26 protein-coding genes are annotated in these 24,521 nt (G+C 43.7%); 14 read left to right on the plus strand and 12 right to left on the minus strand.

Annotation, left to right across the window (positions count from 1 at the left end):
- Positions 1-146: 146 nt before the first annotated feature.
- The 3 genes from yqeK to ald form a co-directional block, all read right to left on the minus strand.
- Positions 147-758, minus strand: coding sequence for a bis(5'-nucleosyl)-tetraphosphatase (symmetrical) YqeK (yqeK, locus tag F6K51_RS10750; RefSeq protein ID WP_293020286.1), 612 nt, complete (start codon positions 756-758; stop codon positions 147-149).
- A gap of 129 nt (positions 759-887) precedes the next feature.
- Positions 888-1,097, minus strand: a complete 210-nt coding sequence (locus tag F6K51_RS10755; RefSeq protein WP_293020196.1) for a hypothetical protein — start codon at positions 1,095-1,097, stop codon at positions 888-890.
- Between the two features lie 54 nt (positions 1,098-1,151).
- The gene (gene ald, locus F6K51_RS10760) at positions 1,152-2,243 is read right to left on the minus strand and encodes an alanine dehydrogenase (RefSeq protein ID WP_293020198.1); all 1,092 of its coding nucleotides are present in this window, start codon (positions 2,241-2,243) and stop codon (positions 1,152-1,154) included.
- 708 nt (positions 2,244-2,951) lie between these two features.
- Here ald and F6K51_RS10765 point away from each other — a divergent pair.
- The 8 genes from F6K51_RS10765 (at position 2,952) to F6K51_RS10800 (ending at position 7,819) form a co-directional block, all read left to right on the plus strand.
- Complete coding sequence (locus tag F6K51_RS10765; protein ID WP_293020303.1) at positions 2,952-3,140, plus strand: hypothetical protein; 189 nt, start codon at positions 2,952-2,954, stop codon at positions 3,138-3,140.
- 219 nt (positions 3,141-3,359) lie between these two features.
- Entirely contained in the window at positions 3,360-3,551 is a 192-nt protein-coding gene (locus tag F6K51_RS10770; RefSeq protein ID WP_293020200.1) for a MerR family transcriptional regulator, read from the plus strand.
- A gap of 132 nt (positions 3,552-3,683) precedes the next feature.
- Entirely contained in the window at positions 3,684-3,833 is a 150-nt protein-coding gene (locus F6K51_RS10775; protein WP_293020287.1) for a hypothetical protein, read from the plus strand.
- Entirely contained in the window at positions 3,790-5,022 is a 1,233-nt protein-coding gene (locus F6K51_RS10780) for a transposase (protein ID WP_365939942.1), read from the plus strand. The genes F6K51_RS10775 and F6K51_RS10780 overlap by 44 nt, the downstream gene beginning before the upstream one ends.
- A gap of 180 nt (positions 5,023-5,202) precedes the next feature.
- Positions 5,203-5,511 (plus strand): hypothetical protein, encoded by a 309-nt coding sequence (locus F6K51_RS10785; RefSeq protein WP_293020291.1) that lies wholly within the window; start codon positions 5,203-5,205, stop codon positions 5,509-5,511.
- Between the two features lie 73 nt (positions 5,512-5,584).
- Entirely contained in the window at positions 5,585-6,067 is a 483-nt protein-coding gene (locus tag F6K51_RS10790) for a heavy metal-responsive transcriptional regulator (protein ID WP_293020202.1), read from the plus strand.
- A complete protein-coding gene (locus F6K51_RS10795; RefSeq protein ID WP_293020203.1) occupies positions 6,064-7,131 on the plus strand; it encodes a WD40 repeat domain-containing protein in 1,068 nt (355 codons plus the stop codon). The genes F6K51_RS10790 and F6K51_RS10795 overlap by 4 nt, the downstream gene beginning before the upstream one ends.
- Before the next feature lie 265 nt (positions 7,132-7,396).
- Positions 7,397-7,819 (plus strand): ribonuclease HI family protein, encoded by a 423-nt coding sequence (locus F6K51_RS10800; protein WP_293020205.1) that lies wholly within the window; start codon positions 7,397-7,399, stop codon positions 7,817-7,819.
- A 170-nt stretch (positions 7,820-7,989) separates the two neighbouring features.
- On the opposite strand, the gene F6K51_RS10805 is transcribed toward F6K51_RS10800, so the two are convergent.
- A complete protein-coding gene (locus F6K51_RS10805) occupies positions 7,990-8,253 on the minus strand; it encodes a hypothetical protein (RefSeq protein ID WP_293020207.1) in 264 nt (87 codons plus the stop codon).
- 236 nt (positions 8,254-8,489) lie between these two features.
- Positions 8,490-8,636 (minus strand): hypothetical protein, encoded by a 147-nt coding sequence (locus F6K51_RS10810; RefSeq protein WP_293020209.1) that lies wholly within the window; start codon positions 8,634-8,636, stop codon positions 8,490-8,492.
- A gap of 63 nt (positions 8,637-8,699) precedes the next feature.
- Here F6K51_RS10810 and F6K51_RS10815 point away from each other — a divergent pair, with 63 nt between their 5' ends.
- On the plus strand, positions 8,700-8,870 hold the full coding sequence (locus F6K51_RS10815) for a hypothetical protein (protein WP_293020211.1): 171 nt from the start codon (positions 8,700-8,702) through the stop codon (positions 8,868-8,870).
- On the plus strand, positions 8,845-10,356 hold the full coding sequence (locus F6K51_RS10820) for a DUF1800 domain-containing protein (RefSeq protein WP_293020293.1): 1,512 nt from the start codon (positions 8,845-8,847) through the stop codon (positions 10,354-10,356). The genes F6K51_RS10815 and F6K51_RS10820 overlap by 26 nt, the downstream gene beginning before the upstream one ends.
- 223 nt (positions 10,357-10,579) lie before the next feature.
- Here F6K51_RS10820 and F6K51_RS10825 read toward each other — a convergent pair whose 3' ends face one another.
- Positions 10,580-10,720 carry a hypothetical protein gene (locus tag F6K51_RS10825; RefSeq protein ID WP_293020213.1) on the minus strand — a complete coding sequence of 47 codons (141 nt, stop codon included), beginning with the start codon at positions 10,718-10,720 and terminating at the stop codon, positions 10,580-10,582.
- Here F6K51_RS10825 and F6K51_RS10830 point away from each other — a divergent pair.
- Positions 10,719-11,948, plus strand: coding sequence for a DUF1501 domain-containing protein (locus F6K51_RS10830; RefSeq protein ID WP_293020215.1), 1,230 nt, complete (start codon positions 10,719-10,721; stop codon positions 11,946-11,948). The two genes, F6K51_RS10825 and F6K51_RS10830, sit on opposite strands and share 2 nt — an antisense overlap.
- Here the strand turns inward: F6K51_RS10830 and F6K51_RS10835 are convergent.
- The 3 genes from F6K51_RS10835 to F6K51_RS10845 all read right to left on the minus strand — a co-directional run bounded on the left by F6K51_RS10835 (position 11,895) and on the right by F6K51_RS10845 (position 18,743).
- Positions 11,895-12,353, minus strand: coding sequence for a hypothetical protein (locus tag F6K51_RS10835; protein ID WP_293020217.1), 459 nt, complete (start codon positions 12,351-12,353; stop codon positions 11,895-11,897). The two genes, F6K51_RS10830 and F6K51_RS10835, sit on opposite strands and share 54 nt — an antisense overlap.
- A gap of 328 nt (positions 12,354-12,681) precedes the next feature.
- On the minus strand, positions 12,682-17,445 hold the full coding sequence (locus tag F6K51_RS10840; RefSeq protein WP_293020219.1) for a hypothetical protein: 4,764 nt from the start codon (positions 17,443-17,445) through the stop codon (positions 12,682-12,684).
- Positions 17,442-18,743 (minus strand): AAA family ATPase, encoded by a 1,302-nt coding sequence (locus F6K51_RS10845; protein WP_293020295.1) that lies wholly within the window; start codon positions 18,741-18,743, stop codon positions 17,442-17,444. Before F6K51_RS10845 ends, F6K51_RS10840 begins: the two co-directional genes overlap by 4 nt.
- 454 nt (positions 18,744-19,197) lie before the next feature.
- Between F6K51_RS10845 and F6K51_RS10850 the strand changes: the two genes are divergently transcribed.
- Complete coding sequence (locus tag F6K51_RS10850; protein WP_293020221.1) at positions 19,198-20,223, plus strand: Yae1 family protein; 1,026 nt, start codon at positions 19,198-19,200, stop codon at positions 20,221-20,223.
- A 103-nt stretch (positions 20,224-20,326) separates the two neighbouring features.
- Positions 20,327-21,328, plus strand: a complete 1,002-nt coding sequence (locus F6K51_RS10855) for a hypothetical protein (protein WP_293020223.1) — start codon at positions 20,327-20,329, stop codon at positions 21,326-21,328.
- A 36-nt stretch (positions 21,329-21,364) separates the two neighbouring features.
- Here F6K51_RS10855 and F6K51_RS10860 read toward each other — a convergent pair whose 3' ends face one another.
- Entirely contained in the window at positions 21,365-22,000 is a 636-nt protein-coding gene (locus F6K51_RS10860) for a restriction endonuclease subunit R (RefSeq protein ID WP_293020225.1), read from the minus strand.
- Positions 22,001-22,022: 22 nt separating this feature from the next.
- Between F6K51_RS10860 and F6K51_RS10865 the strand changes: the two genes are divergently transcribed.
- Positions 22,023-22,187, plus strand: a complete 165-nt coding sequence (locus F6K51_RS10865) for a hypothetical protein (RefSeq protein ID WP_293020227.1) — start codon at positions 22,023-22,025, stop codon at positions 22,185-22,187.
- Here the strand turns inward: F6K51_RS10865 and F6K51_RS10870 are convergent.
- Both F6K51_RS10870 and F6K51_RS10875 read right to left on the minus strand, forming a co-directional pair.
- Positions 22,150-23,754, minus strand: a complete 1,605-nt coding sequence (locus tag F6K51_RS10870) for a Gldg family protein (RefSeq protein WP_293020229.1) — start codon at positions 23,752-23,754, stop codon at positions 22,150-22,152. The two genes, F6K51_RS10865 and F6K51_RS10870, sit on opposite strands and share 38 nt — an antisense overlap.
- Positions 23,755-23,850: 96 nt before the next feature.
- Entirely contained in the window at positions 23,851-24,069 is a 219-nt protein-coding gene (locus F6K51_RS10875; protein ID WP_293020231.1) for a hypothetical protein, read from the minus strand.
- Positions 24,070-24,521 lie beyond the last annotated feature (452 nt).

Genomic DNA, 24,521 nt, shown 5'->3' on the forward strand with positions numbered 1-24,521 from the left:
ACAAAACAATCTGTTCTAATAGTAATTAAGTTTTCTTGTGGTTAATCACTTGCTGTACAATTCTTTTCATTTCTTTTCGTTGCTTCTTCATTTGATACTCACACTGCTATTGACGAAACGTTCCTGAAAGCTAGGCACATGGGACTTTAGGCATTTACACAATCTGTCTTACAGTCTCTTTTAGCTGTTGTCTTCCTGGACATCTGTTGCGCCCAGTTTCGAGTCAATATCATACGTTTGTGAATGGGACGAGGACTCTCTAGCAGGAATTTTAACGAGTAGTCACAGGCTAACCAAACAGTCTTGTATAGGTCTTGCTTAGAGAGATTTCGTAAGGTTTGTAAATCCGGTGTCTCACCACGACCTGGCTCAATCGTATCAGCAATAAACACCACACAACTGAGGGGTGTCATCCCCTCACGTCCTAAAGTATGAAGAGCGATCGCTTGCAATACTGCTTCATCTTTGACTCCAAATTGCTCTTGGGCAACAATAGCACTGACATCTGCATGCAATAAGTGAGGCGCGGCTTCACAGACTGGATCGACTTCTATGGCATTATCTCTAGCCATTTGCAACAAGCGCTCAGGCTTAAAGCATTTGGCTAGGTCGTGCAACAACCCTGCTTGAGCTGCCTGCTGAGCATTGATATGATGAAGCTCAGCGAGTTCAACGGACATTTGTTCAACTCGCAATATATGCTGTAGCCGAGAAGACGGCACATTATCTGCTAACCAGGTTAACACCTGATCACGCATCACCTTAAAAAGCTCCTAAGACATGTAATTGGTAACAGTCGCTAATTCTTTTTTTAATAAAAATTTAACAACTTTTTTTAAGCTAGCGGACACTAATCGATATTTCTATTAAAACATTTTCTCAAGACTTTAGCAAGAAAATGTTAAAGGAAAGGGAGTAGGGAGTAGGGAGTAGGGAGTAGGGAGTAGGGAGTAGGGAGTAGGGAGTTGTGGAATGAGCATCTTGCCCGTTCCAATTTTCAGGCGGGCAGGATGCCCACCCCACTCATATTCATTCCGCCCCTCAGCAATGCCTGATAGCTGACGGCTGATAGCTGAATGCTTACGAAAAATTCTCACAATTGATTTAGGATTGCTATAGTAATCATTTAAGATTGCTATAGCAATAAAACCTTAGCCATCAGCTAAATCGGGAAACACTTCTCGGACTGCTGGATGAACCAACTGGTGATTCTGGACATTAACGCCCTTGGCTAGAGCGGGATTATTTTCCAGAGTGCTCAACCCCTGATTGGCCAGACTGAGTACGTAGGGGAAAGTACTATTGTTTAGAGCCACAGCTGATGTACAGGGAACAGCTCCAGGCATATTAGGCACCCCATAGTGAACGACACCCTCCTCGATATAAATGGGATTGGTATGGGATGTGGGTCGTAATGTTTCAATACAGCCTCCCTGATCCACAGCAACATCTACAATCACTGAGCCAGTAACCATTTGTTTGACCAGAGAGCGCGGGACTAAAATGGGAGCACGACGACCAGGGACTAACACTGCCCCAATCAACAGGTCAGCATCAGTAACAGCCGCTTCAATTTCTGCTGAATTGCTGTAGAGGAGTTCAATTCTTGAGCCAAAGATAGTTTCTAAATAACTCAACCGTTGAACATTAATATCAAAAATCTGTACTCTCGCTCCCATCCCCACAGCGATTTTGGCGGCTTCTGTACCGACAACTCCGCCACCAAGAATTACCACCTTACCTGGTTTAACTCCGGGAATACCGCCTAACAGCACCCCTCTTCCCCCCTGCTGACGCTCCAGAAATCTGGCTCCAAATTGTACGGAAAGACGACCAGCAATAATGCTCATCGGGGTTAGCAGCGGTAGGGTGTGGTCTGGGAGTTCTACTGTTTCATATGCGATCGCAATCACCCCCGATTGCAGCAACTGCTCGGTTAAAGGGCGGTCAGCGGCTAAGTGTAGATAAGTAAACAACAGCTGTCCTTTTTGAAGCAAGGGATACTCTGGCGCTAGGGGTTCTTTGACTTTGACTACTAGTTCCCGATTCCAAGCCTCAGCCGCGTCTAAGACAATTTTGGCTCCCTGACGCTGATAGTCTTCATCGGTAAAGCCAGCACCAGTGCCAGCATTAGTTTCAATGAAAACTGTATGACCCGCTTCTTGTAAAACCCTGACACTACTGGGGGTTAATCCCACACGAAATTCCTGATCTTTCGTTTCTTTGGGAACACCTATTTCCATGCTTTTACCTCTTTAGCGTACTGGTGCTGTATTTAAATATGATCTAAATGTTAAAATTAGTAAAGTTAACAAAACTCGCGGAATTCCCCACCCTCTTCCAGGGTGTTGAAGTTACCGTAAGGATAGGGTCGCCTTTATGGTTAGTCGGCTATGCATAAAAGAGGTGCGACCCGTGGCGAATTTAATTACGGGTCAAGCGCACCTTTGGTTAAAACTTTTTGATTAAGGCGACCCTATCTATCGGTTTCGTCTCTAGGATGGATAGCGAGACGACAACTTTTGATGACAAATCATCACGGTTCATGTTAGAATAAAGATGGTTGCTGACCCGCCTGACTGACTAAAAGGCTACCTTACAAATGGTCTAATATCCTATCAGTTTTTAGGCCATTAGGTGTACAAAGTACTAGCAGAGCTCAGGGAAGAGACTTGCCCCGGCTGGTTAGCCATAGTGCTGTAATTCCAAGGTGAGTCTGTCGAGTAAACTATACGTCTGCGGAAGGCGGATGTCTGCCTGTGGACGCTGAGTAAGACCGTATTGCAGCTTGCTGTTTGAGGCATCGGCGGATGAAACGGGAAACCCGAAAGACGAATAAGACCGTCCCTGATTGAGTTGAGAATGCGAGCAATCCCATGGCCGTAGGCCACGCTACGCGAACGCATTCTCAGCGAAGCAGGCTAGGGTACTTCACGTAACTCTACTATAGCTTGGCAACTTTTATCACTATGACGCAACCCCAACCCTCTAAAGTCCCTCAACTCCAGTCACCTAAGTTTGGGTTTAATGATTACGCAGAACGCTTGAATGGTAGAGCTGCCATGATTGGTTTTATTTTGACTCTGGCAATTGAATACTTTACTGGTCAAGACTTATTAACCTGGTTAGGCTTACAGTAGAACTAGTCCCAGAGTCAGTCAGTGGGAGAGTCGGTCAGTAGGAAAGTCGCTGAAGCTACTGGCCTGCTCCTGTAAGCGCTTTCAAGAATAACTGCTGCCATAGTTCCCAGGATTGGCAAAATTAATCTTGAACTTCCCGGTTGCTCTGGGGTTAGTGAACAGTAACTAAAAGTGCCACAGATTATCTCAAAGTCTATGATTGTTTGGTAGACTTAAGTCATGGCACTAATACCGTTTCGTAAGGCAGTCGAACTTACAGGACTCTGTAAAAACACTTTGAGGAAGTACGCAGACAATGGCACTATCAAATGGGAGCGAACCCCAAGGGGATATAGACTATTTGATACAGAAAGCTTACTCACCTTTAGGCCTACTAATACTGCTACGCCTACCACTCTTTGTTATAGTTAGGTCAGCAGCAGGAAACAAAAAGACGACCTTGAGGGATTTGTCGCCTATATGCACTCCCTCTAACCAGAAGCGGAAATCATCCCAGACATCGGATCAGGACTCAACTACAAAAGAAAAAGTCTTAAAACCATACTGGAACGACTTATGCGCGGAGATCAGCTCACGATTATTGTTGCCTGTCTCGACAGACTTACCCGGTTTGGGTTTGAACTGTTTGAGTACTTGGTCAGCCTTAACGGTGGAAAAATCCTGGTTCTCGACAACCCTAAAAGTTGCCCATAATCAGAAATCACAGCCGATATTCTATCCATCATTCAGGTCTTTTCTTGCCGAGTCCACGAACAATAAAATTACGGTTCAAAAATCAAAAAAGATCCGACTATTCCTAAAGACTGAGCAGCGTCAATTAATTAATCGCTGGTTTGGAGTATCTCGTTATGTATTCAATAAAACCGTAGAGATTCTCAAAGATGGGAATATTAAAGCTAATTGGAAAGCCATTAAAACCGACATTATCAATAACCTCCCTGAATGGTGTAAGTCAGTACCTTATCAGATAAAATCGATAGCGATTAAGGATGCTTGCACGGGTGTCAGGGAGGCTAAGAAAAAATACAATTTGACTGGAGTTGTTAATCGGGTTCGTTTTAGGTCTCGAAAAAATCCTGTTCAGTCTTGCTATATCCCAAAGTCGGCTGTTTCAGCAAAGGGGATCTACCCTACAAAATTAGGAGAGTTAACCTTTGCTGAAAGGCTACCAGATCACATATGTGACTGTCGATTAACTAGCACTAATGGGAACTATTACCTAGTAGTTCCCTATAAGACCACTAGAAATAAAGCCGAGAATCAAGGTAGAATAGTTGCTCTCGATCCAGGTGTTAGAACCTTTGTAACATTTTTCAGTGAGAATTCTGTAGGCAAGATTGGCGATGGTGATTTTTCTAGAATTCAACGTTTATGTGCCCACTTGGATGCGCTAATCTCAAAAATCAGCAAATCAAGAGGTAAGCAAAAACGTCGAAGGAGAAAAGCAGCTAGAAGAATGACCATTAAGATCCAGAATTTAATCAATGAATTACATCACAAAACTGCCCGATTTTTAGTGGATAATTTTGATGTAATTTTGCTGCCTAGCTTTGAGACATCTCAAATGTCAAAACGACAAGAGAGAAAAATTCGTTCAAAAACAGTCCGCAACTTGCTTTCCTTTGCTCATTATCGGTTCAAGCAATTCTTAAAACATAAAGCTTTTGAGACAGGCAAGCTTGTGGTTGATGTCTGTGAAGCCTACACTAGTAAAACTGTTAGCTGGACAGGGGAACTCGTAAAAATTGGTGGAAGTAAAATCATCAAGTCTCAAATTGATGGTAAAAAAATGGATAGAGATATAAATGGCGCTCGTGGGATATTCCTGAGAGCTTTGGTAGATACACCCTGGGTGAACGATCACCTTGCATTGGCGGGCTAATGTCTATCTTGGTAGACTTTGGTAGCTAAAAAGTATCGGATGTCGAAGAATTATATATATCAGATATATCTCAGTAACAGTGAAGTCTCCCAACTAACGTTAGTGCTCTAGTTGGGCAATTTTGACCTATTCTGTTACAAAAGAAGTAAATCTGTGAAATAGAGTAAGTAGTAAGCCGTGATAAATGCTTTATGGCATCGAGTGTTGAAGTCAGCTTACCGTAAAGAGCCAATCTCAGGCTTCATCGTGATTATCGGAGCGGTGGATGCTGTCATTGGTGGTGTCGGCGGACGCTGGTCATTATTCAGTTTTGGACTGATGATGGTGGGAATAGCAGTGGTAGTCCGTTGGTGGCAAAGCCAAAGTCAGCAAACTGAACTGGCTGAGCAACCTGTGGAGCGGTATCTTCCCCCCAGTTCTTCCCGTCCACCATTACCGATGTTGAGTGCTGTCAAGGGTCAATCACATCGACGTCAACCACCTCGATAGGTCAAGCTGTTTTAAGATCACACTGTTCATCCCTAAGGGAATAGGGGCAACAGAGGGGAGAGGATAGTCAACAGTGGTCAGTTACCAATTACCAATTACCAATGACCTTTTGGCCAATTCAGAGGACTGGCTCAAAATTGGTCAGGTAGCTAGTCATAGCGGGTTGCCCGTGAAGACCATTCGCTATTACGAAGAGATTGGTCTGCTTACGCCAGTCACAACCCGCTCCCCTTCTGGCTATCGCCTGTTTACCAACCAGGTGCTGAATCGACTGGCTTTTATTAAACGCGCCCAATCCCTAGGACTTAGCCTTAGTGAGATTCAAGACATCCTCAAAATCCATGACTTTGGTGAGTTACCTTGTGGAGCGGTTAAGCAGCATCTACTGCACAAAATTGACGCAATCACCGAACAAATAGAAGCATTGGAACTACTAAAGTCCGAGTTGTTGGGTATAATTTCGGGTTGGCAAGAACATCCCCCTGACGCGGTGAAAAGTAAGACGATTTGCCCTAACCTTGGCCAAAAGGCCACGCTACGCGAACAACCAGAATGAAAAAAACACCGTTGGCGATTTTGGGAACTGTGATCGGGATCATGACAGTGGTCACCAGTACCACCTACGCTAGGGAACCAAGACTCGGGCTAATGGTTGCAGCTATACCGGAAATGGCTTCATCCCAGGCTCAATCTTGGAGAACTCCTCAATTGCTGCGTACCATTGAAGCCCATTCTACCGCTGTGGATGCTCTGTCATTTAGTCCCAGTGGGCGAGTGCTACTCAGTGGGGGTAGCAGGAGTGATGCTCATCTGAAATTATGGTGGCTGAAAACCGGTCGTGAAATAGATAGCCTGCGAGTACACCAAACCTCAGTGTCCGACCTGGCTTTTAGTGCTGATGGAACAATTCTGGCTAGTGTCGGGGAGGATGGTCGAATCAATTTGTGGCAATGGAATCAGGAAGAATACACAGGAGACTATACCCGTACTTTTCTAGGGCATACTAGCAATTTACTTTCCCTAGCTATCACCTCAGATAGTAAGGTATTAGTGACTGGGGGATTGGATGGTATTCGGGTGTGGGACATCAGAAACCAACGTCCCCTTTACACTCTGGCAGATTTTGATCATCCAACCTATTCCCTAGCGCTTCATCCCAAGGCCGAAACCCTGGTAAGTGGACTCAAGAATGGCACGATTAAAATTTGGAATCTGAACACAGGACAACCCCTTTACGTTATTCGAGCTCATCAAGGTATCACTAGTGCTCTAGCCTTTACCCCTAATGGTAGAACCCTAGTCAGCAGTGGTTATGACGGTAAGATTAGGGTCTGGGATACGCAGACTTGGCAGCTTAAGTATACCTTGACTAAACATACTGGAAAGATTCGTGCGATCGCAATTAATCCAGTTAATGGCACAATTCTCGCTAGTGCTAGTCGTGATGGGGTGCGGTTGTGGAATTTGAACACTGGTAAGCAGATTGCTTGGTTGACTGGACATCAAGATTGGGTACAATCCCTTGCCTTTAGTCGGGATGGGCGTTTTCTGGCTACTGGGGGATTTGATCGGACGATTAAAATTTGGCAGGCGAATAGAACAGAGGTGGCTCGACAGTAAAAAAATACCAATTAAAGTAGGGTTGGAACAGGTAAGCGATCAGCTACAGCAGTCGAAGCCTAGTTTAGGACAGTCACTTTTCCTCAAACCTAGATACAAAGCTAGTTTAACTTCTGACTTCTGACTTCAAACTTCTGACTTCTGCTATATCAGCGATCAGCTATCAGCTAAAGGCTAACCACTGACCGCTGACTACTGACCGCTGACTGCTGACCGCTGACGGCTAAATGCTTACAACCAAACTCCCTACAAGCTAAAGAATATTATGACAGATAAATCGAATAATATTGCTATTATTCATTTCGATGGTGTCAGCAAAAGACGAACTAATCAATCCGCCTGTGGTGCTATAATTCAGTACCAAGGTGAAGTTTATCCAGTCTCTCAATACTTAGGATTTACTACTCAGAACCAAACTGAATATATGGGGCTAATCCTTGGACTACAGAAGACTCTAAAGCTGGGAGCAAAAGAAGCCAAAATCTATGGGGATTGCGAACTAGTAATTAACCAGCTCCATGGGGATTATATGGTTAAAAACAACAATTTGGTTAGCTTTCACACCCGAGCCAAAACCCTTCTTGATAAACTGGATTTCTACGAATTAATCTGGATTAACAAAACCCAAAACCTTGAAGCTGACCAGTTAGCTAATGACTGTATTGATTTGGAAAAGTCCCAGAAGTAAAGAATGCGTGGGGTTTGCAGTAATTTCAATAGGAAAGGGAATAGGGAACAGGGAATAGGGAATAGGGAGTAGGGAGTAGGGAGTAGGGAGTAGGGAGTAGGGAGTAGGCAAGAGGAATCCCCCCTCTCCCCACACTCTTGGCTCTTGCCAATCCCAATGGAAATGGAATATCAGTTCTCTTTTGATGCCTGCTCCTCTTGCAACAGTTGCTCTTTGGAATCTCCCCAGTAGGCTGCGTAAGTCCAAACTTCGTGGTTATCGTTTTCTTTGCTTTCTACTGACCATCGATAAATAGCTGATTTCGGCTCAACCCCAATTTCTATAAGCTTGGCACCCATATAGTACTCCATTTGGTTTTTGGTCATATACTTGACCCCAGTAGGCTCATTCTTTTTTACGGTTCGGGACATGAAAGCTTTAGTATGTTTTGCCATTTTGTTTCTCTTTTGGGTGTGAATATTAAGAATTGCTGATGTCTTGCATCTATTCTTGACTAATCTCTAGCAAGAGTTAGACACAATTCTTAATATTCTAATGCTTGAAGCGATAACAGAGTTAGGTAAAGTACCCTACTTCCGGTATTTTCGGGCTGAGCAACGGCTGAACATCTAGTGATGGGATGGGCTTGATCGTTGCCAGACTTTGCTGCTGCTACACCATGCGATCGCTTTTAGCGGAAGCGAAGCTTCATCGCGTAGCGTGACCAAAGGTCAATCGCAAATGAGATCCCATTAGTATGAAGAAAAGGATGAAGGTCAGCAGTTGCATCCAGACCAGTGTACCAAAGGCACTGCCAACGGCAATTGTGGCTGATCATCCACTGGCCAGATCCCTCAGTGTTTAGTAACTAATCAAGTGCAATTCTCATCTCTCATCAAGAGTGAGGTGCACAGGATTTTTTTCCACTCCCCCCTCCCCGTGCGGTGAAACCACTACTAATAAAACTCTTCCCCCTACTCCCTACTCCCTACTCCCTACTCCCTACTCCCTACTCCCTACTCCCTACTCCCTACTCCCTAAAACCAATGTATCTGGGAAAATTGAACCTTAAGCCTGTCTACTGGCTCTTAGGGCTAATCTTGGCAGTCATCCTCCTCTGGGCACTACCCAAGCCTTGGCACGCTGCCAGTTTATCCACTGACCCGAAAGTATTGCATGTCCTCAATCGCGTTAGTTTTGGTCCTCGCCCTGGGGACATCGAACGGGTGAAATCCATGGGAGTTGATGCTTATATTCAGTCCCAACTTTCCCCAGAATCTATTCCTGAACCGCCACAACTGAGGAAACAACTCAAGAATTTGGATACCCTGGAACTGAATCCAGTGGAGCTATGGAAAGGCTATGCACCACCACAAGGTAAAAAGAAACGGCAGCTGACTCAGCAACAACGGAAGCAGGCTCAAAAGCGATCGCAAATACCTAGGCAGCAGGGATTAGAAGCCCGTTTAATCAAAGCGATCGCTAGCCCTCAACAGCTTCAGGAAGTAATGGTAGACTTCTGGTTCAACCACTTCAATGTTTTTGATAGCAAGGGATTGAATCGGATCTGGGTTAGTTCCTTTGAACAAGATGCCATTAGACCCCATGCCCTTGGTCGTTTTCGGGATTTGTTAGGTGCTACAGCTCACCATCCCGCCATGCTCGTCTATTTAGACAACCACCAAAACACTGCACCAGGAAGTCCAGGAGCTCGTGGTCGATACAAAGGGCTTAATGAAAACTATGCTCGGGAACTGATGGAACTCCACACCCTAGGAGTAGATGGTGGCTACACCCAAGAGGATGTAATTACCCTAGCGCGGATCTTGACTGGCTGGACTACTGACCGTGAGGGTAAGTACGGTGACAGTAGAGGATTTTATTACGAAAGTAAGCGCCATGATTACAGTGATAAGGTTTTGCTGGGTACACCGATTCCAGGTAGCGGCAGCCTAGAGGGAGAGCAAGCGCTAGACCTCCTAGCTCGTCATCCCTCCACCGCCCATTACATTAGCTACAAATTAGCCCAGTACTTTGTAGCTGATCAGCCACCAGCAAAGCTAGTAGACACTCTAGCCCAACGCTTTTTGAAGACCGATGGGGATATTCGTAAGGTTCTCAAAACCCTATTTCAAAGCCCTGAATTTTGGGACACTCAGTATTACAACAGTAAATTTAAATCCCCCTATCACTACATCATCTCAGCAGTGCGAGCTACAGGCAGTAAAAAGCCCAAATGGAAAACCCTCTCTGGTATTATCCGTCAGCTAGGAATGCCCATCTACGGCTGTCCAACTCCCAATGGTTACAAAAATACTGAGAAGGCTTGGCTCAGTCCAGATGGGATGATTCGCCGGGTCAGCTTTGCCACCGCATTAGCCAATGGTAATTTCGAGCAGCGTCAACCTAAAGAAAAGCGTAAACCTGTGGATGCTGTCCAACTCAGGAAAACCCTAGCTAATCACTTTTCTGACCAAACCAAAGAAGTCATCGACACTAGTCCAGCTAAGCTACGGGCCGCCTTGATTTTAGGGAGTCCAGAAATGATGTATCGGTAATCTATTAGGGAGTCGGGAGTCGGGAGTCGGGAGTCGGGAGTCGGGAGTCGGGAGTCGGGAGTTGGGGGAATAAAATTGATTGCACCATACTTTTTGAAGTATGAAGTATGAATGATTAATTATAATTTTTGATGTTTAAATAGCCATTTAAAAAATATGCTTTTAAATCAAATTTTAATAAATTTGCTATTTTTATAAAAGCAAATTATATAATATTAATTTATTATAATACCAAAAACTCCTCGAAGCTCTTTCCTACGATTCCCGATTCCCGATTCCCGATTCCCGATTCCCGATTCCCGATTCCCGATTCCCGATTCCCGATTCCCGATTCCCTGTTCCCTATGCTATAAAAACCAACCATGAAAAGACGCAAATTATTACAACAAGCTAGCCTTCTAACTGCTGGGGGACTTATCTCTATGGGAAGTTGGGTAGCTAGAGGATTAGCAAATACGGCAAATACTAATCACCGTAAGCGATTGATTGTTATTTTTCTGCGGGGTGGCATAGATGGATTGAATGTAGTTGTGCCATACCAAGATGCTGATTACTACCAAGCGCGACCGAGAATTGCCATTCCTCGCACCGGCGAAAAAGGGGGAGTCTTGGATTTAGATGGTTACTTTGGCTTACATCCAGCTTTAGCTGATCTCATGCCTCTTTGGAAACAGAAAAGTTTAGCCTTTGTTCACGCCAGTGGTTCACCAGACTCCAATCGCTCCCATTTCGATGCTCAGGATTACATGGAAAGTGGCACCCCAGGCATTAAGAGTACAGATGATGGCTGGATGAATCGACTATTAGGGACGATTCCCAAGGAAATACCAACTCAAGCCGTGAATATGGGCACCACAACCCCACGGATTCTATCGGGTCAGATGCCAGTGGCTAATTTACCGATGGGGAGAAATTATAATCACAAGCTGCCTGTAGACCGTCCCCAAATTGATGCTGCTTTTGATCAACTCTATCGTGGTAATAATGCTATTAATCGGGCTTATCAGGAAGGAAGTGAGGCACGGAAGATACTGCTGGCTGAGCTAAAGGAAGAAATGATGGCAGCTAACCGGGGAGCACCACCTTCCTCTAAATTTGTTGGTGATAGCCGCAAATTAGCCAAGCTGATGGTGGGGGATGCTAAGACCCAACTGGCATTTTTGGCCTTAGGTGGCTGGGATACCCATGTTAACCAGGGCGGTAGTCAAGGACAGCTGGCTCGAAAACTTAAGCCTATTGGACAAGGGTTGGCTACTCTAGTCAAAGCCTTAGAACCGATTTATGCCGATACTGTGATTGTGGTCATGTCAGAATTTGGTCGTACCCTGGCAGAGAATGGTAACAAGGGTACTGACCATGGACACGGGAATGTGATGTGGATCTTGGGTGGAGGCGTTCGCGGTGGTAAGGTCTATGGAGAGTGGCCCGGTTTGGCGGAATCCCAGTTGTATGAAAAACGGGACTTAGCCGTAACTACGGATTTTCGTGAGGTGCTGATGCCTGTGCTCAGGGAACATATGGAGATTGGAGACTCGAATTTAGCCCAAATCTTTCCTGGTTTTAGGTCTAATCAGAGTTTGGGGCTTTTGTAGGGAAACAGAAGTGTCCGAGGAGGGGAGTGCGATCACGTTTGGCCTTTTGGCCAAACGCGATCGCATTTTCTCGACCATGAGGTTCAGAGGTTCGTTCACGAGGCTCAGAGGTTCGTTCACGAGGCTCAGAGGTTCGTTCACGAGGCTCAGAGGTTCGTTCACGAGGCTCAGAGGTTCGTCCACGAGGCTCAGAGGTTCGTCCACGAGGCTCAGAGGTTCGTCCACGAGGCTCAGAGGTTCGTTCACGAGGCTCAGAGGTTCGTCCACGAGGCTCAGAGGTTCGTCCACGAGGCTCAGAGGTTCGTCCACGAGGTTCAGAGGTTCGTCCACGAGGCTCAGAGGTTTATGCGATCGCTTTTTAGGATTAATCACACTGGTACCAGTGCGTTCGCGAAGCGTGACCATTCGCGTAGCGTGGTCTTTTGGCCAAGGTCAATCGCGTTTTAGTTGATGCCGATACTTTTTAGCTACCAAAATCTACTTTGCAGATTTTAGCCCACTAATGCAAGCTGCTCTCGCAGCCAGGGGGTATCTCCCAAGGCTAAACCCAGACAAAGCCCGGCTTAGCGCATAAATGAAACTCCACTCTGGACAATTAACGTAACTACCAAAACCTTGGTTATCGGCTTTAATTTAAGTTACAAAGTATCTTTAATGGAATTAAATCTATGCTTAAAGTCTAACTCATCTTTGTAGATATTGCAATGTTTTTGTAGAAAATAACCAACAGCAGCTAGCCTTCACAAAGAGTGCGATCGCTTTTACTTACATTCGGGTTATTCTTCAGATAATCCCCAGCCCAATCGCAACCACGTCGCAGTAGCTCATCTAGATTATTTAGAGCTAGATCGATATTATTGATATTCCATAACATTACAGTTTTATTATCACTAGCAGAAGCAAGGTACTTGCCATCCGGGCTGAAGCTAACACTATTGATCCCAGCACCACTATTCTGGAGGGTTTGGAGTAGTTGACCGTCTGTAGACCAGAGTTTCACGGTTCCGTCACTACTACCACTGGCAAGTGTGATACCGTCGGGTTTGAAACTGACGCTATTGACTTCCCCGCTATGTCCTTGAAGGGTAAGGATTTGTGCTCCTGTCTCTACATCCCAGAGTTTTAGGGTTCCCTCTTTACCAGCAGTAGCAAGAGTTTTTCCGTCAGGGCTGAAACTGACGCTATCGACCCAGTTATCATGTCCTAAAAGGGTGCGGATTTCCACTCCTGTCTGCACATCCCAGAATTTTACGGTTCCATCTCTACCAGCAGTAGCAAGAGTTTTTCCGTCAGGGCTGAAACTGACGCTGTAAACATCACCTTTATGGGCATAAATAGTTGTGATTAGTTTACCGTCGAGACTCCATAGTCTTATCGTTCCGTCTAAACTAGCACTGGCAAGGAATTTGCCATTTGGGCTAAAACTTACACTATTTACCCAGTCCTCATGTCCTTTGAAAATGGCTATTGGTTCACCACTTAATTTCCAAAGTCGAACATCTCCACCGAAACCAGCACTAGCAAGGGTTTGACCATCAGGGCTGAAACTAACACTTATGACTGCACCTTTATGTCCTTTTAAGGTACTGACTAGTGCACCGTCTCGTTTCCATACTTTAACAGTTCCATCGAAGCTAGCACTGGCAATTAAGTTACCATCGGAACTAAAGCTGACTCTATCAACCGCAGCCTGATGCCCAAATAGGGTTTGGGTTTCGAGATCATAGCCCTCAACGCTCCAGAGTCTGACAGTAAAGTCTCTACTGCCGGTGGCTAAAATTTTGCCATCGGGACTAAAGCTCATACTTATAATCCTTCTCTTATGACCCCGCAAGATTTGGAGTTCCTGACCTTGCCGACTCCAGAGCTTAACAATTCCATCTAAACTGCCAGTGGCAATTGTCTTACCATCAGGACTGAAGCTAACGGTGCTGATTGTGGCACCAGAACTCTGGAGAGTAAGAATTTTCTTTCCTTGAAGATTCCAAAGTCTAACAGCTCCATCCAGACTAGCAGTGGCAAGGGTCTGACCATCAGGGCTAAAACTGATACTTGTGACTCCAGCTTTCTGTGCTGGAAAAGGTTGCCCAATTGGGTTGCCTTTTCTGTTCCACAATCTTACTATTCCGTTGCGACTACCACTGGCAATCACCTTACCATCAGGACTGAAACTGAGACTCGTAATATCAGTGTTCTGTATTGGAAAGGGTTGCCCAATTGGGTTGCCTTGTTTGTCCCACAATCTTACTATTCCGTCACTACTACTAATGACAATAAGCTCACCGTCAGGGCTGAAACCGATACTTGTAACCCCAGCTTCATCTCCCTCGAAGGTTTTGAGTAATTTACCGTCTCTATGCCAGAGTTTAACTGTGCCATCAGCACTGCCAGTGGCAAGGATTCTACCATCAGGACTAAAACTTACGCTATTGACTATATCTGTATGTCCCTGGAGGGTATTTAGTAGTTTACCATCTCTATTCCAGAGTTTGACGGTGCCATCAGCACTGCCAGTGGCAAGGATTTCACCATCAGAACTAAAAGTGAGGCTATTAACCCAACTGTCATAACCTTCTAAACGATTGCGCTCTCTGACTCCATAAAGGGCTTGCTGTAATGCAGCTAAAGTCTGAGTGCGGGTATCGGTTCCTACTCCAATTGCTGATTTAAGTTGTTTTCCTGCTCTTAAAGCTGCTATTAGAGGATCAAGTGACTCCCTATTTACACTATAAAGAACTTCTGAGGATTTAGTAAGGGTAATAATTTGATTCTTTTTGGCTATTCTCAATGTCAAGGAGGCTAAGACTGATAGAGAAATTATTGCTGTAGTTAAGCCAACGAGTGCCCTTCTATATATCTGATTCCGCTTGAATTCGATAAGTTTTCGCTGTTCTCTCTCCTGTTCCAACTCAGTACGTAATTCAGCAGATTCAGCAATTTGTTGTCGTCTGCGAATAAAAGTAACGAGATAGTCATGTTCCAATTGATAGCGATTACTCGGATGTTCTGGCACACGTAAAACTAATCCCGATTTAACTAAAATATTTAATATTAAATCTAGGTTTTCTGTCTCATTTATCCCTTCCAATATATTGGAGTATAATTCTGCTTTAGTCTTGAGTATTCGATTGTTATTTTCATCTGTTAGACAGTATAAAAATAGTTCTGCATTACGTTCATTTTCTTTACCACAGTCTTTAATAACTCCATTTAAAAATTCTTCCAATAGCTTTTCTTTATAACCGATTTTTTGATATTCAACCAGTTTAGTTATTTTATCTTCTTGCAATTGTGATCCTACAATCTGCAACTCAATGGGACGAACTTCCCCTAGCTCTCCTGCTAAATCTTTGACTAACTCATTAATTAAATCTTTATCTAAATAATACTGATTATTTTTAGATAACTTTTCAAAAATAATACGAGCTTCTTGAGGATGAAAATTACCTAAATAGTAACGATTATTTCGATCGTCAATCGCTTCTATTTTAGTTAGCCTCTCTAAGAGTAACAAAAAGTGCCAAGAATCTTCTCTTTGCGAGAAGACTATATGAAGATAAGGTATTTGATCTATACATGTTTTTATGAAATTTGCAAAAGTCTGTCTTTCAATTCGATTTGAAAAGCGTAAAAAGAACTCTTCAACCTGATCAAAAATTAAAACTGTTAACAAATTTATGTTATAATTTTCTTGTAACTCTTCCAAAATACTGTTGACTGATTCGGAATTAATAGATGCACTAAAGCCTCTTGTATGTAGAGCCTCTGCCAATAATTTGCCCAACTCTCTGACCCAGTCAGTATAGACTCCCATGACAATTGGCAATACATCTCGCTGACCAATAGCTCGCTGCTTGAGAACTGGAACTAATCCTGCATAGATTAAAGAACTTTTTCCTACCCCAGATGGACCATAAAGGACGGTTAATTTATGATTAGGTTTGCCAATTTTTTCAAGCAAATTATTGATATCGCGTTGTCTGCCAGAAGCGATGATTTCGTCTGCAACCATTTCAGTCTGCTCAAAGGCTGGAAGTTGAGAATTTGCTCTCCTTCGTTTTGGCTCTAATCTCCCTGTACCTATAAAGGCTCGCAAGCCAAACTGTTGCTCAATGGATATTCGTTTTTGTTTAACTCTAAAAGCAGTTAAATAGTCACCCTGTTTAAAGTATGCTTCTCGCAAGCTTGCCAAAATCATAATATAAAGCTCTGGAGCATAATGGGCTTGAGTTTCTGCTTTAGATCTCTGGAGATACTTGATACTCTCTTGATAGTTACCAAGACCATTTTCTGCTATTGCTAATAATAATAAATACCAAGCTTTATCAACAGATGACATCCCATCTAATTTGGCTTTATGTTCCGATGAAGTGACTGTTGATTCAGCTGACAAACTAGTTGGCAGGATGGAGAGTGCTTGCTCTGCTAATCCCTTAGCTTCAGTCCAAGCTGATTTGGCTAAAGCTACCTCCGCCAGAAAACCATAATCTTTAGCTAACTCAATTGAATTACCCTTGGCTCTATGGAGTCTTAGAGACCTTTGGGCTAAGGTTTCCAAGTCTTCCCATCGTTGTAAGCGTTGCAAGACTCTGGCAAATTGAGTAATCAATCGGTTAGCTAAATCCTGATCAGATATCTGAGCTAAACTATCAATACATTGTTCAACTAAATTTTTTCCTGCAGTTGTTCCATCATAAGGACATAAACCGATATGAAATAAAACCATCCCTTGCCAATCGATGCGGGTTAGTCTTTGCCATATCTCTAAGCTTTTATGAAAGTAAATTAAGGATTCTTTAAACTGTTGTTTAGCATAGTAATTGCGACCTACCATCAAGTAAAAACTAGCTTCTAACTCTGGCTCTATATCCTGGTTATGATGGTGTAAATCTTGCCAAGCTGACTCAAATTCTGATAGATCATCTATCCCCCGATTCAGATCATACAAAAATTTGTCAGGATCAGAGTCTGGAAAGGTAGCCAAGATCTCCTTAGCTTTTTGAGAGAGAGTATAGATTAATTCATAAGATAAGGAATCAGGAGGGGTTTGAAACTCCCTAGTTGTGCCCCAACTCTCGAAATCAGGAGCAACCCGAACCAATTTGGTTTGAACCTGATCATTAATCCACAGCACTAGGGGGAAATGGAAATTTTTCCGAAACTCTTCCCGCACTTGGTTAGTAGCAGCCAGCAAGCTATCAATATCATCAACAGCCTCTAAGCCAAAGACCATCACAGCCCCTGGGTGCTGATCTCCTAAATCCTGCCGAATCTTGCGATAAAGTTTGCTATCAGACTTTTTCAGCACAACCTCGCGGATTTGAACAGGACAAGTTTCTAGCAGCCGCTCAGTCATTTGCTGCTGTACATAGGTATAGTTACAGTGTGCAAAAATCAGTGAAAATTGCCCCTGAGAAGCTTCAATTGCCCAAGCCAATCTTTGCAACGCACGCTCGTTGTAGGCAGCAACATCTTTGGTTTTATCGGAGGCACTCATAGCTGTAGTTCCTTAGCTTCTGCCAAAATCGGATTAACATCAAACCAAGGTTCTTCTTGATCATAATACTCATAAACAAAGCGACTGCGGATTAAGATTTGATATCCATCATCTCCAGTCACTTTCTTATCCTTAGCTACTTTACGCAGTAAATCCCATTCATCATCAGTGATCGCTAACACAAGTTTATGATGCTGAGCCTTAATCATACGTTCTAGACCATTACGGGAAAGGGGTAGTTTTCCTTCCTCCATGATCCAATCATTGAGAAACCGAAGCAAATTCCGCACATGACCGCCACTAGCACTACATAAACGGTCTAAGGTTTCAGCACTGTCAAAAATTGCTGTAATTTTAGTCAGACGCTGGTTTGGCTGTAAATCTGGGAATGCTCTTGCCAGCACCATCTGTCGCAGCAGTGCCATTCCTTGTTCATGTTTACTACCGTCCCGTAAATGCACAGGTACCATTGGCAGGACTTTGGGGTCGGTCATAAACCGTTCAGTCACCATCCCAAAGTCATTGGAAAACCGCAGTGACAGTGGAATAGTGTAAACCACGTGACAGTGCAGTCCCCCCAACTGTGATCCTCGATCCGCAAACAAATATTCTGGCTGAAGACGACCAAAGGGCTTTTGAATAGAATCCACCCGGTCAAGGTTATCAACAATAACTACTAGTCCCTTTTTCCCGGTCTGTTTCAATTTCTTGATAGCAGGCTCCAGCACCTCTTGATTAATGGCTTCAATAAGTCCATTGGTTCGAGGCTCTAGATATCCTCTCAACTTATCCCGCTGCTTAGGGCTAGCTTTCGCTTGACTGGTAATGGTGGCAATCCCTACAGAGAATTCTACCTCCGATAGCTCCATCGGTGTTTTTAAGATATCTTTGACTTCACCAAATAACCTCTGGAAGTACCCTGGTTGAAGGCTAATGCCAGCACTTTCCAGACTTTCACTGACTCGACGAGCGATCGCCAGTAAAATATCGCTGATATCAACATCACTCATTTCCAAGTCTTGATCAGACTCGAAGTAAACCACATGAAATCCTGACAGTTCTAAATCCACCTTTAACCTGAGCAACTCCGTAGACTTGCCGCAGCCAATATGCCCAGTAAACAGTTCACAGGTAGGTTGATTAGGTGAAAAGATAGCAATCTTTTTTCTAAGTTTTTCAATAATCTGACCGCCGCGTACTGAAGATAAATCAATGTAATACTTGCGATCCTCCTCATTGTCCACCGCTAAGGTTTTACTGGGGTTGGTCGCTCGGTAAAACGTTTGTAAATCGGTCATCTTACTTTTATATTGGTAGAGTTTTTTCCCTATTCTGTACCAAGCTGCGGTTGGAACATGGAACGGTTCATCCGAGCTGGCATTCTGCACCCACTCTATTTTATCTCATTTTCGGTTGAACACTTATAAATAGTAGGGAACAGGGAATAGGGAATAGGGAACAGGGAATAGGTAAGAGTAGGAAAGAAATCCGATAAATTTTTGGGGTGATGCGAAATAAGTATTGATTTTTATGGTCAGTTTTTAAAAACTTATTACAGTTTTTTGCTGTATTTTTTTGGAATCACAAATTCCTAATTATCGGTTATAATAATTATGAGTTAAAGATAATTTTCTCCTACTCCCTACTCCCTACTCCCTACTCCCTACTCCCTACTCCCTACTCCCTACTCCCTACTCCCTACTCCCTATTCCCTATTCCCTACTCCCTTTCCGATAGTCTTTAAAGTGTTCCATGACCAGAAACGTCCATGACCAATTTGCCAAACAATGTCTTAAAGAACTCCTCGACCCCCTGGGGAAAGTGGAAACAAGCTGGAAAGTGCCTGGGGAAGTTCAAGAAATTGATGTTTACTTTTTGCCATCCCAGCCACTAACCACCAATGGACAAAGCCTAGGATTACTCGGACAACTGGCCACAACCCCTGCTATTTTTGAACCCTTCCGCAACCCAGTCAGTAAATTTGAAGTGCTCACTTGTATCGGTAAACTGATTCAGGTTCATGGTCAAGTTTTCCGTCAGGCTAAGCGAACTAATGCCCAAGTTAGGGTGATAGAACTGCCTCGTTTATGGATTCTCTCCCCAACCGCTTCCGAAGAGTTTTTAGAAAGCTTCAATTTCCAAGCAGATCTAGTTAATTATCCCAGGGGGATGTACTTTCTGGGTAAATCCTTGTATACGGCAATTGTGGCGATTCACCAACTGCCAGTTACCTCAGAAACCTTATGGTTGAGAATTCTTGGTAGAGGTAGAGTGCAACAGCAAGCAATTGAGGAGTTGAAATCCCTACCGAACGGGAGTCAGCACAAAGACAATATCCTAGAATTAGTATATGACATGCTGGCGATATTAGACGCACGTATCAAACAAAATCAAAACCTTGAGGAAGATGACCGGGAGTTAATCATGCAATTATCTCAGATATATCAACAACGACTGGAATTGGCTACCGAGCTTGGCAGACAAGAGGGAATAGTGCAAGGTAAACAAGAAGGACTAGTCGAGGGCAAACAAGAAGGACTAGTCGAGGGCAAACAAGAAGGACTAGTCGAGGGCAAACAAGAAGGACTAGTCCAAGGCAAGCAAAACGAACGTCGTAGTATGGTCACTTACTTATTGCGTAGCCGTTTTGGTGAACTAGACCAGGAACTGCTGGGAATCATTGAGCCATTGATGGCACTCTCTCCAGAAGAATTTATCCCCCTACTCTTACAATTGTCTCGACTAGAATTATTGACTCGATTTGGAGAGCGAAATTAGGTGATTAATCCCCAATGTCGTGCCGGTTGACTAGCTCGATCATCCGCTTATTACTTAACTCGTAATTAAATACTAATTAAATCAATAGTCCTGAGGGTGTTCCATGACCAGAAACGTCCATGACCAAAAGCCCATCCAATGTCTTAAAAAACTCCTCGACCCCCTGGGGAAGGTAGAAACGAACTGGGAAGTGCCTGGGGAAGTTCAAGAAATTGATGTTTACTTTTTGCCATCCCAGGCACTAGCCACCAATGGACAAAGCCTGGGATTACTCGGAAAACTGGTGACAACCCCTGTAATGTTTGAACCGTTCCGCAACCCAGTTACTCAATTTGAAGTCCTCAGTTGTATCGGTAAACTGGCCCAGGTTCATGATCAAGTTTTCCGTGAGGCTAAGCGGGCTAATGCCCAAGTTAGGGTGACAGAACTGCCTCGTTTATGGATTCTTTCCCCAACCGCTTCGGAAGAGTTTTTAGAAAGCTTTAATTTTCAACCAGATCTAGTTAATTATCCCAAGGGGATGTACTTTCTGGGGAAATCCTTGTATACGGCGATTGTGGCGATTCACCAACTACCAGTGACCCCGGAAACCTTATGGTTGAGAATTCTCGGTAGAGGTAGAGTGCAACAGCAAGCAATTGAGGAGTTGAAATCCCTACCGAACGGGAGTCAGCACAAAGACAATATCCTAGAATTAGTATATGACATGCTGGCGATATTAGACGCACGTATCAAACAAAATCAAAACCTTGAGGAAGATGACCGGGAGTTAATCATGCAATTATCTCAGATATATCAACAACGACTGGAATTGGCTACCGAGCTTGGCAGACAAGAGGGAATAGTGCAAGGTAAACAAGAAGGAATAGTGCAAGGCAAACAAGAGGGACTAGTCGAGGGCAAACAAGAAGGACTAGTCCAAGGTAGGCAAAACGAACGCCGTAGTATGGTCACCTACTTATTGCGTAGCCGTTTTGGTGAACTAGACCAGGAACTGCTGGGAATTATTGAGCCATTGATGGCACTCTCTCCAGAAGAATTTACCCCCCTACTCTTACATTTGTCTCGACTAGAATTATTGAATCGATTTGGAGAGCGAACATAGTCGCTAGGGAGTATGTTCACAAATCAAATGGAAATGCTATAGAAGCGCTATAGCTTTAATAACTTGTAGTAATTTAATCGATGACTCCGATTCCATCAGGTTTAATACTGGCATCAACTGATAAATCGGAGGATTGCCAGCTTGGAGATAAATAAACTGATAAATGTATCCGTTAGTCGATAGTCCCCAAACTGAGTCTTGATGGTCTAAACTCTTATAGGCATAGGTCAGTAATTGAGGTAACCCGACGGATACGTCAGCACTACTGTTTTTAGTTTCGATAACTAAGACCCAAAACGATACTTTATCTACTGTCTGTTGAGCTTTGTTAATTGCTAGAATATCTAGTCTGCCAGTAATTTTGGTATCCTGCTCTTGAATATCAATATCAGCAATCTCTTCTTCCAAGGAAATCTTTATTGGAGAGCGATAGAAGCCAGCTAATCGCAGTAAGGGAAAAACAGTTAGGGCTTTTACCAGTCCTTCAGATACTTTACCCGCGATTAAGTAATTATCAAAATCAGTCCGAATTTGTTCCAATTCCCGTTGCTCAAATTCAGTAATAGTGTCTAGGGATAACCGGGAAGTTAATGAACTATTGTATTGCCGTTGAAAGCCAAAGGTATGATGCACATCTTCTAGAGATAGGTGACTAGCTTGTATAATTGTCATAAGTTTATAGGATTATGATAGGTTGATAGGGATCCGTGTAGGAATTCTAAAAATTCTTGATCCCATATTCCCTACTCCCTACTCCCTACTCCCTATTCCCTGTTCCCTGTTCCCTACTCCCTTTCCTATAGTTATATCAGTTATCAATACTAACGGCGTTGCCACCATACCAACCCAGCTGTGGTAAACCCGACTAAGGGCATAAGTAACAGGGCAGTCCAACCCAGTAACTCAGCCTGGATTGCTGTTAGGTTAATCCGTCGATTGTTTTGTTCTTTAGGGCGGATAGATAGGACTTGATCATCTTGCTTGCTTAACCAGCTGATGGTGTTGAGAAAAACATCACCATTTAATTGCTGATCAAACCAACCATTGGTGGCAAAAGTAGAGTTACCATAGACTACTAGACGAGATGAAGAGGTCTTTTTGTTACCATCCTCTTGAGGAGTAGCTTGATCAATCCCTTCCGCTTGGCGGCTTAATGCTACACCTAGGATTAACGGACCAGGGCGATCGCTTTCTGGATTCAATTCCAGTGGCTGCTGTTTAGGATTGCTCTCAGCCCAAGTTCTGTCATTGGTAATTAGCAGAGGAGTTTCCTGGATACCATCTACTGGGGTAATTAAGAGCGATCGCGCCCAGGGATAAAAGGAAAATCCGTCGGCAAATTCCGTGGTAATGGGATGATTCCCGTAGCTGGTGACCATGGGAGTTGCTGCACCAAGCACTAAGGAACGTTCTGGAGCAGACGGGTCAATCACTAACCTACTGTCTAGCTTAATTCCCCAGTCTTTGAGAAAGCTATCCAATTCAGGATTAGTATCAGGGTCGAGCATCAATAGTAAGCTACCACCCTTAGATAGATAGTTACGTAACCCTTTGACTTCTTTTTCTAATAATGGTCGCATCGGACCTGCACTAACCACGATTGATGCATCGGCTGGAACCTCTGAGCGTTCAGCTAGGTTAAGGGGTTGAACCGTAAAATTTTTATCCTCTAGAACACGTACTGCCTCAGATAATCCCCCTTCTACTTCTGCTAAGGATTTTTCTCCGTGACCTTGGAGGAAGTAAACCCTAACCGAAATTTCCCGAGTCAGGGTTTCGATACCACTAGTAAGACTAGCTTCTGACAGAGGTTGGGTATCATTAACAGCTTGCAATAATTGTTGCTTGTCTTTATATTGTAGATAAACTTCTCCGATAGACTGAACACCAAATTTCTGAGCTAGTGCTGGTTTTAGCTGAGGGTCAACAAACTGAAATTCAAAGTTTGACCCATACCGACGAAAGTTCTCTAACAACTCTCGGTCATCTGGATTGGGTTGTGGATTAAAGATCCAAACCTTAAGGGGCTGTCGTAAATTTTGCACCACTTGCTGGGACTGGGGTGACAGAGTATATAACTTATTTTCTGTGAAATCGATCCGTTGGGTATAGCGCACCCCTAAAAAGTTAATCAGCCCCAAAATCACTAACATAGCTAAGGTAGAAATAATAGCATTGGTTCCGACTTGGGTAGAACGGCTTTGCCAGAATTTCGGAGCCAACTGGGCTAAAAATACTAGCCCCACAAGACTAATGACAATACCAGCAATCAGTAACCCTAATGCGTCTGGGGACCATTTTTCAGTCATAATCCTGACAGTGATTCCCGCCATGGTCAGTAGTGGCCCGAGCCAGAAAAGGTAAAGGAGATACTTCTTGGTTTTGCTTGTCTTCATCTCAAACCTCACGGCAGCTGCAACTATCATTACTGATTGTAAGCATTCAGCTTAACCCCCTAGGTATTAGGCATTAGGCTTAGGCGTTAGGCATTAGGGGGTTTGACAGGGTAATCCTGGGTTCCCCTAGCGGCTGTTTGAGAGCATCCCATGGAACTTCACCGGGTAATCCTGGGTTCCCGTAGCGGCTGTTTGAGAGCATCCGATGGAACTTAAGACGGTAGTAATGCGATCGCGTAGCAGCGCTGAGCATCCCGTAGCGGCTGTTTGAGAGCATCCGATGGAACTTAAGACGGTAGTAATGCGATCGCTATAGAGTCGAAAATTAAAATAACTAATTTTCATAAGTCCTAATTATTTAGCTATCAGCTATCAGCTATCAGCTATCAGCACTCAGCACTCAGTCTAGGGAGCCGTGTAGGAATTGTGATAATTTTTGATGCCATATTCCGTACTCCCTACTCCCTGTTCCCTATTCCCTATTTCCTTTGCTATAGTCATTCCACACATCCAGCCACACTATTAGTTGGGTGTATTAGTTGGGTGTATAAATTGGTAAATAAGTTTACACTATTTTTATCCATAAAAAGATTATCCTTCATAGTTTTTTTGTAAACTTTGTATAAAGGCTTTGCTTGAATATAAGGTTTGTATAAAATTTATGGGGACTACAATTGCTCCACAATACTTACCAGCTCTAGCTTTCAGGTCACTATCACCCCAAACTCTAAATAGACTTGGGGTGTCAATTACTTAAAATTCAATCCGTTATTATTTTGTTTAAGTTGGAGTAATAT

Origin of the sequence: Moorena sp. SIO3I8, assembly GCF_010692325.1 — a bacterium.
In the GTDB taxonomy this organism is placed as follows: Bacteria; Cyanobacteriota; Cyanobacteriia; order Cyanobacteriales; family Coleofasciculaceae; genus Moorena.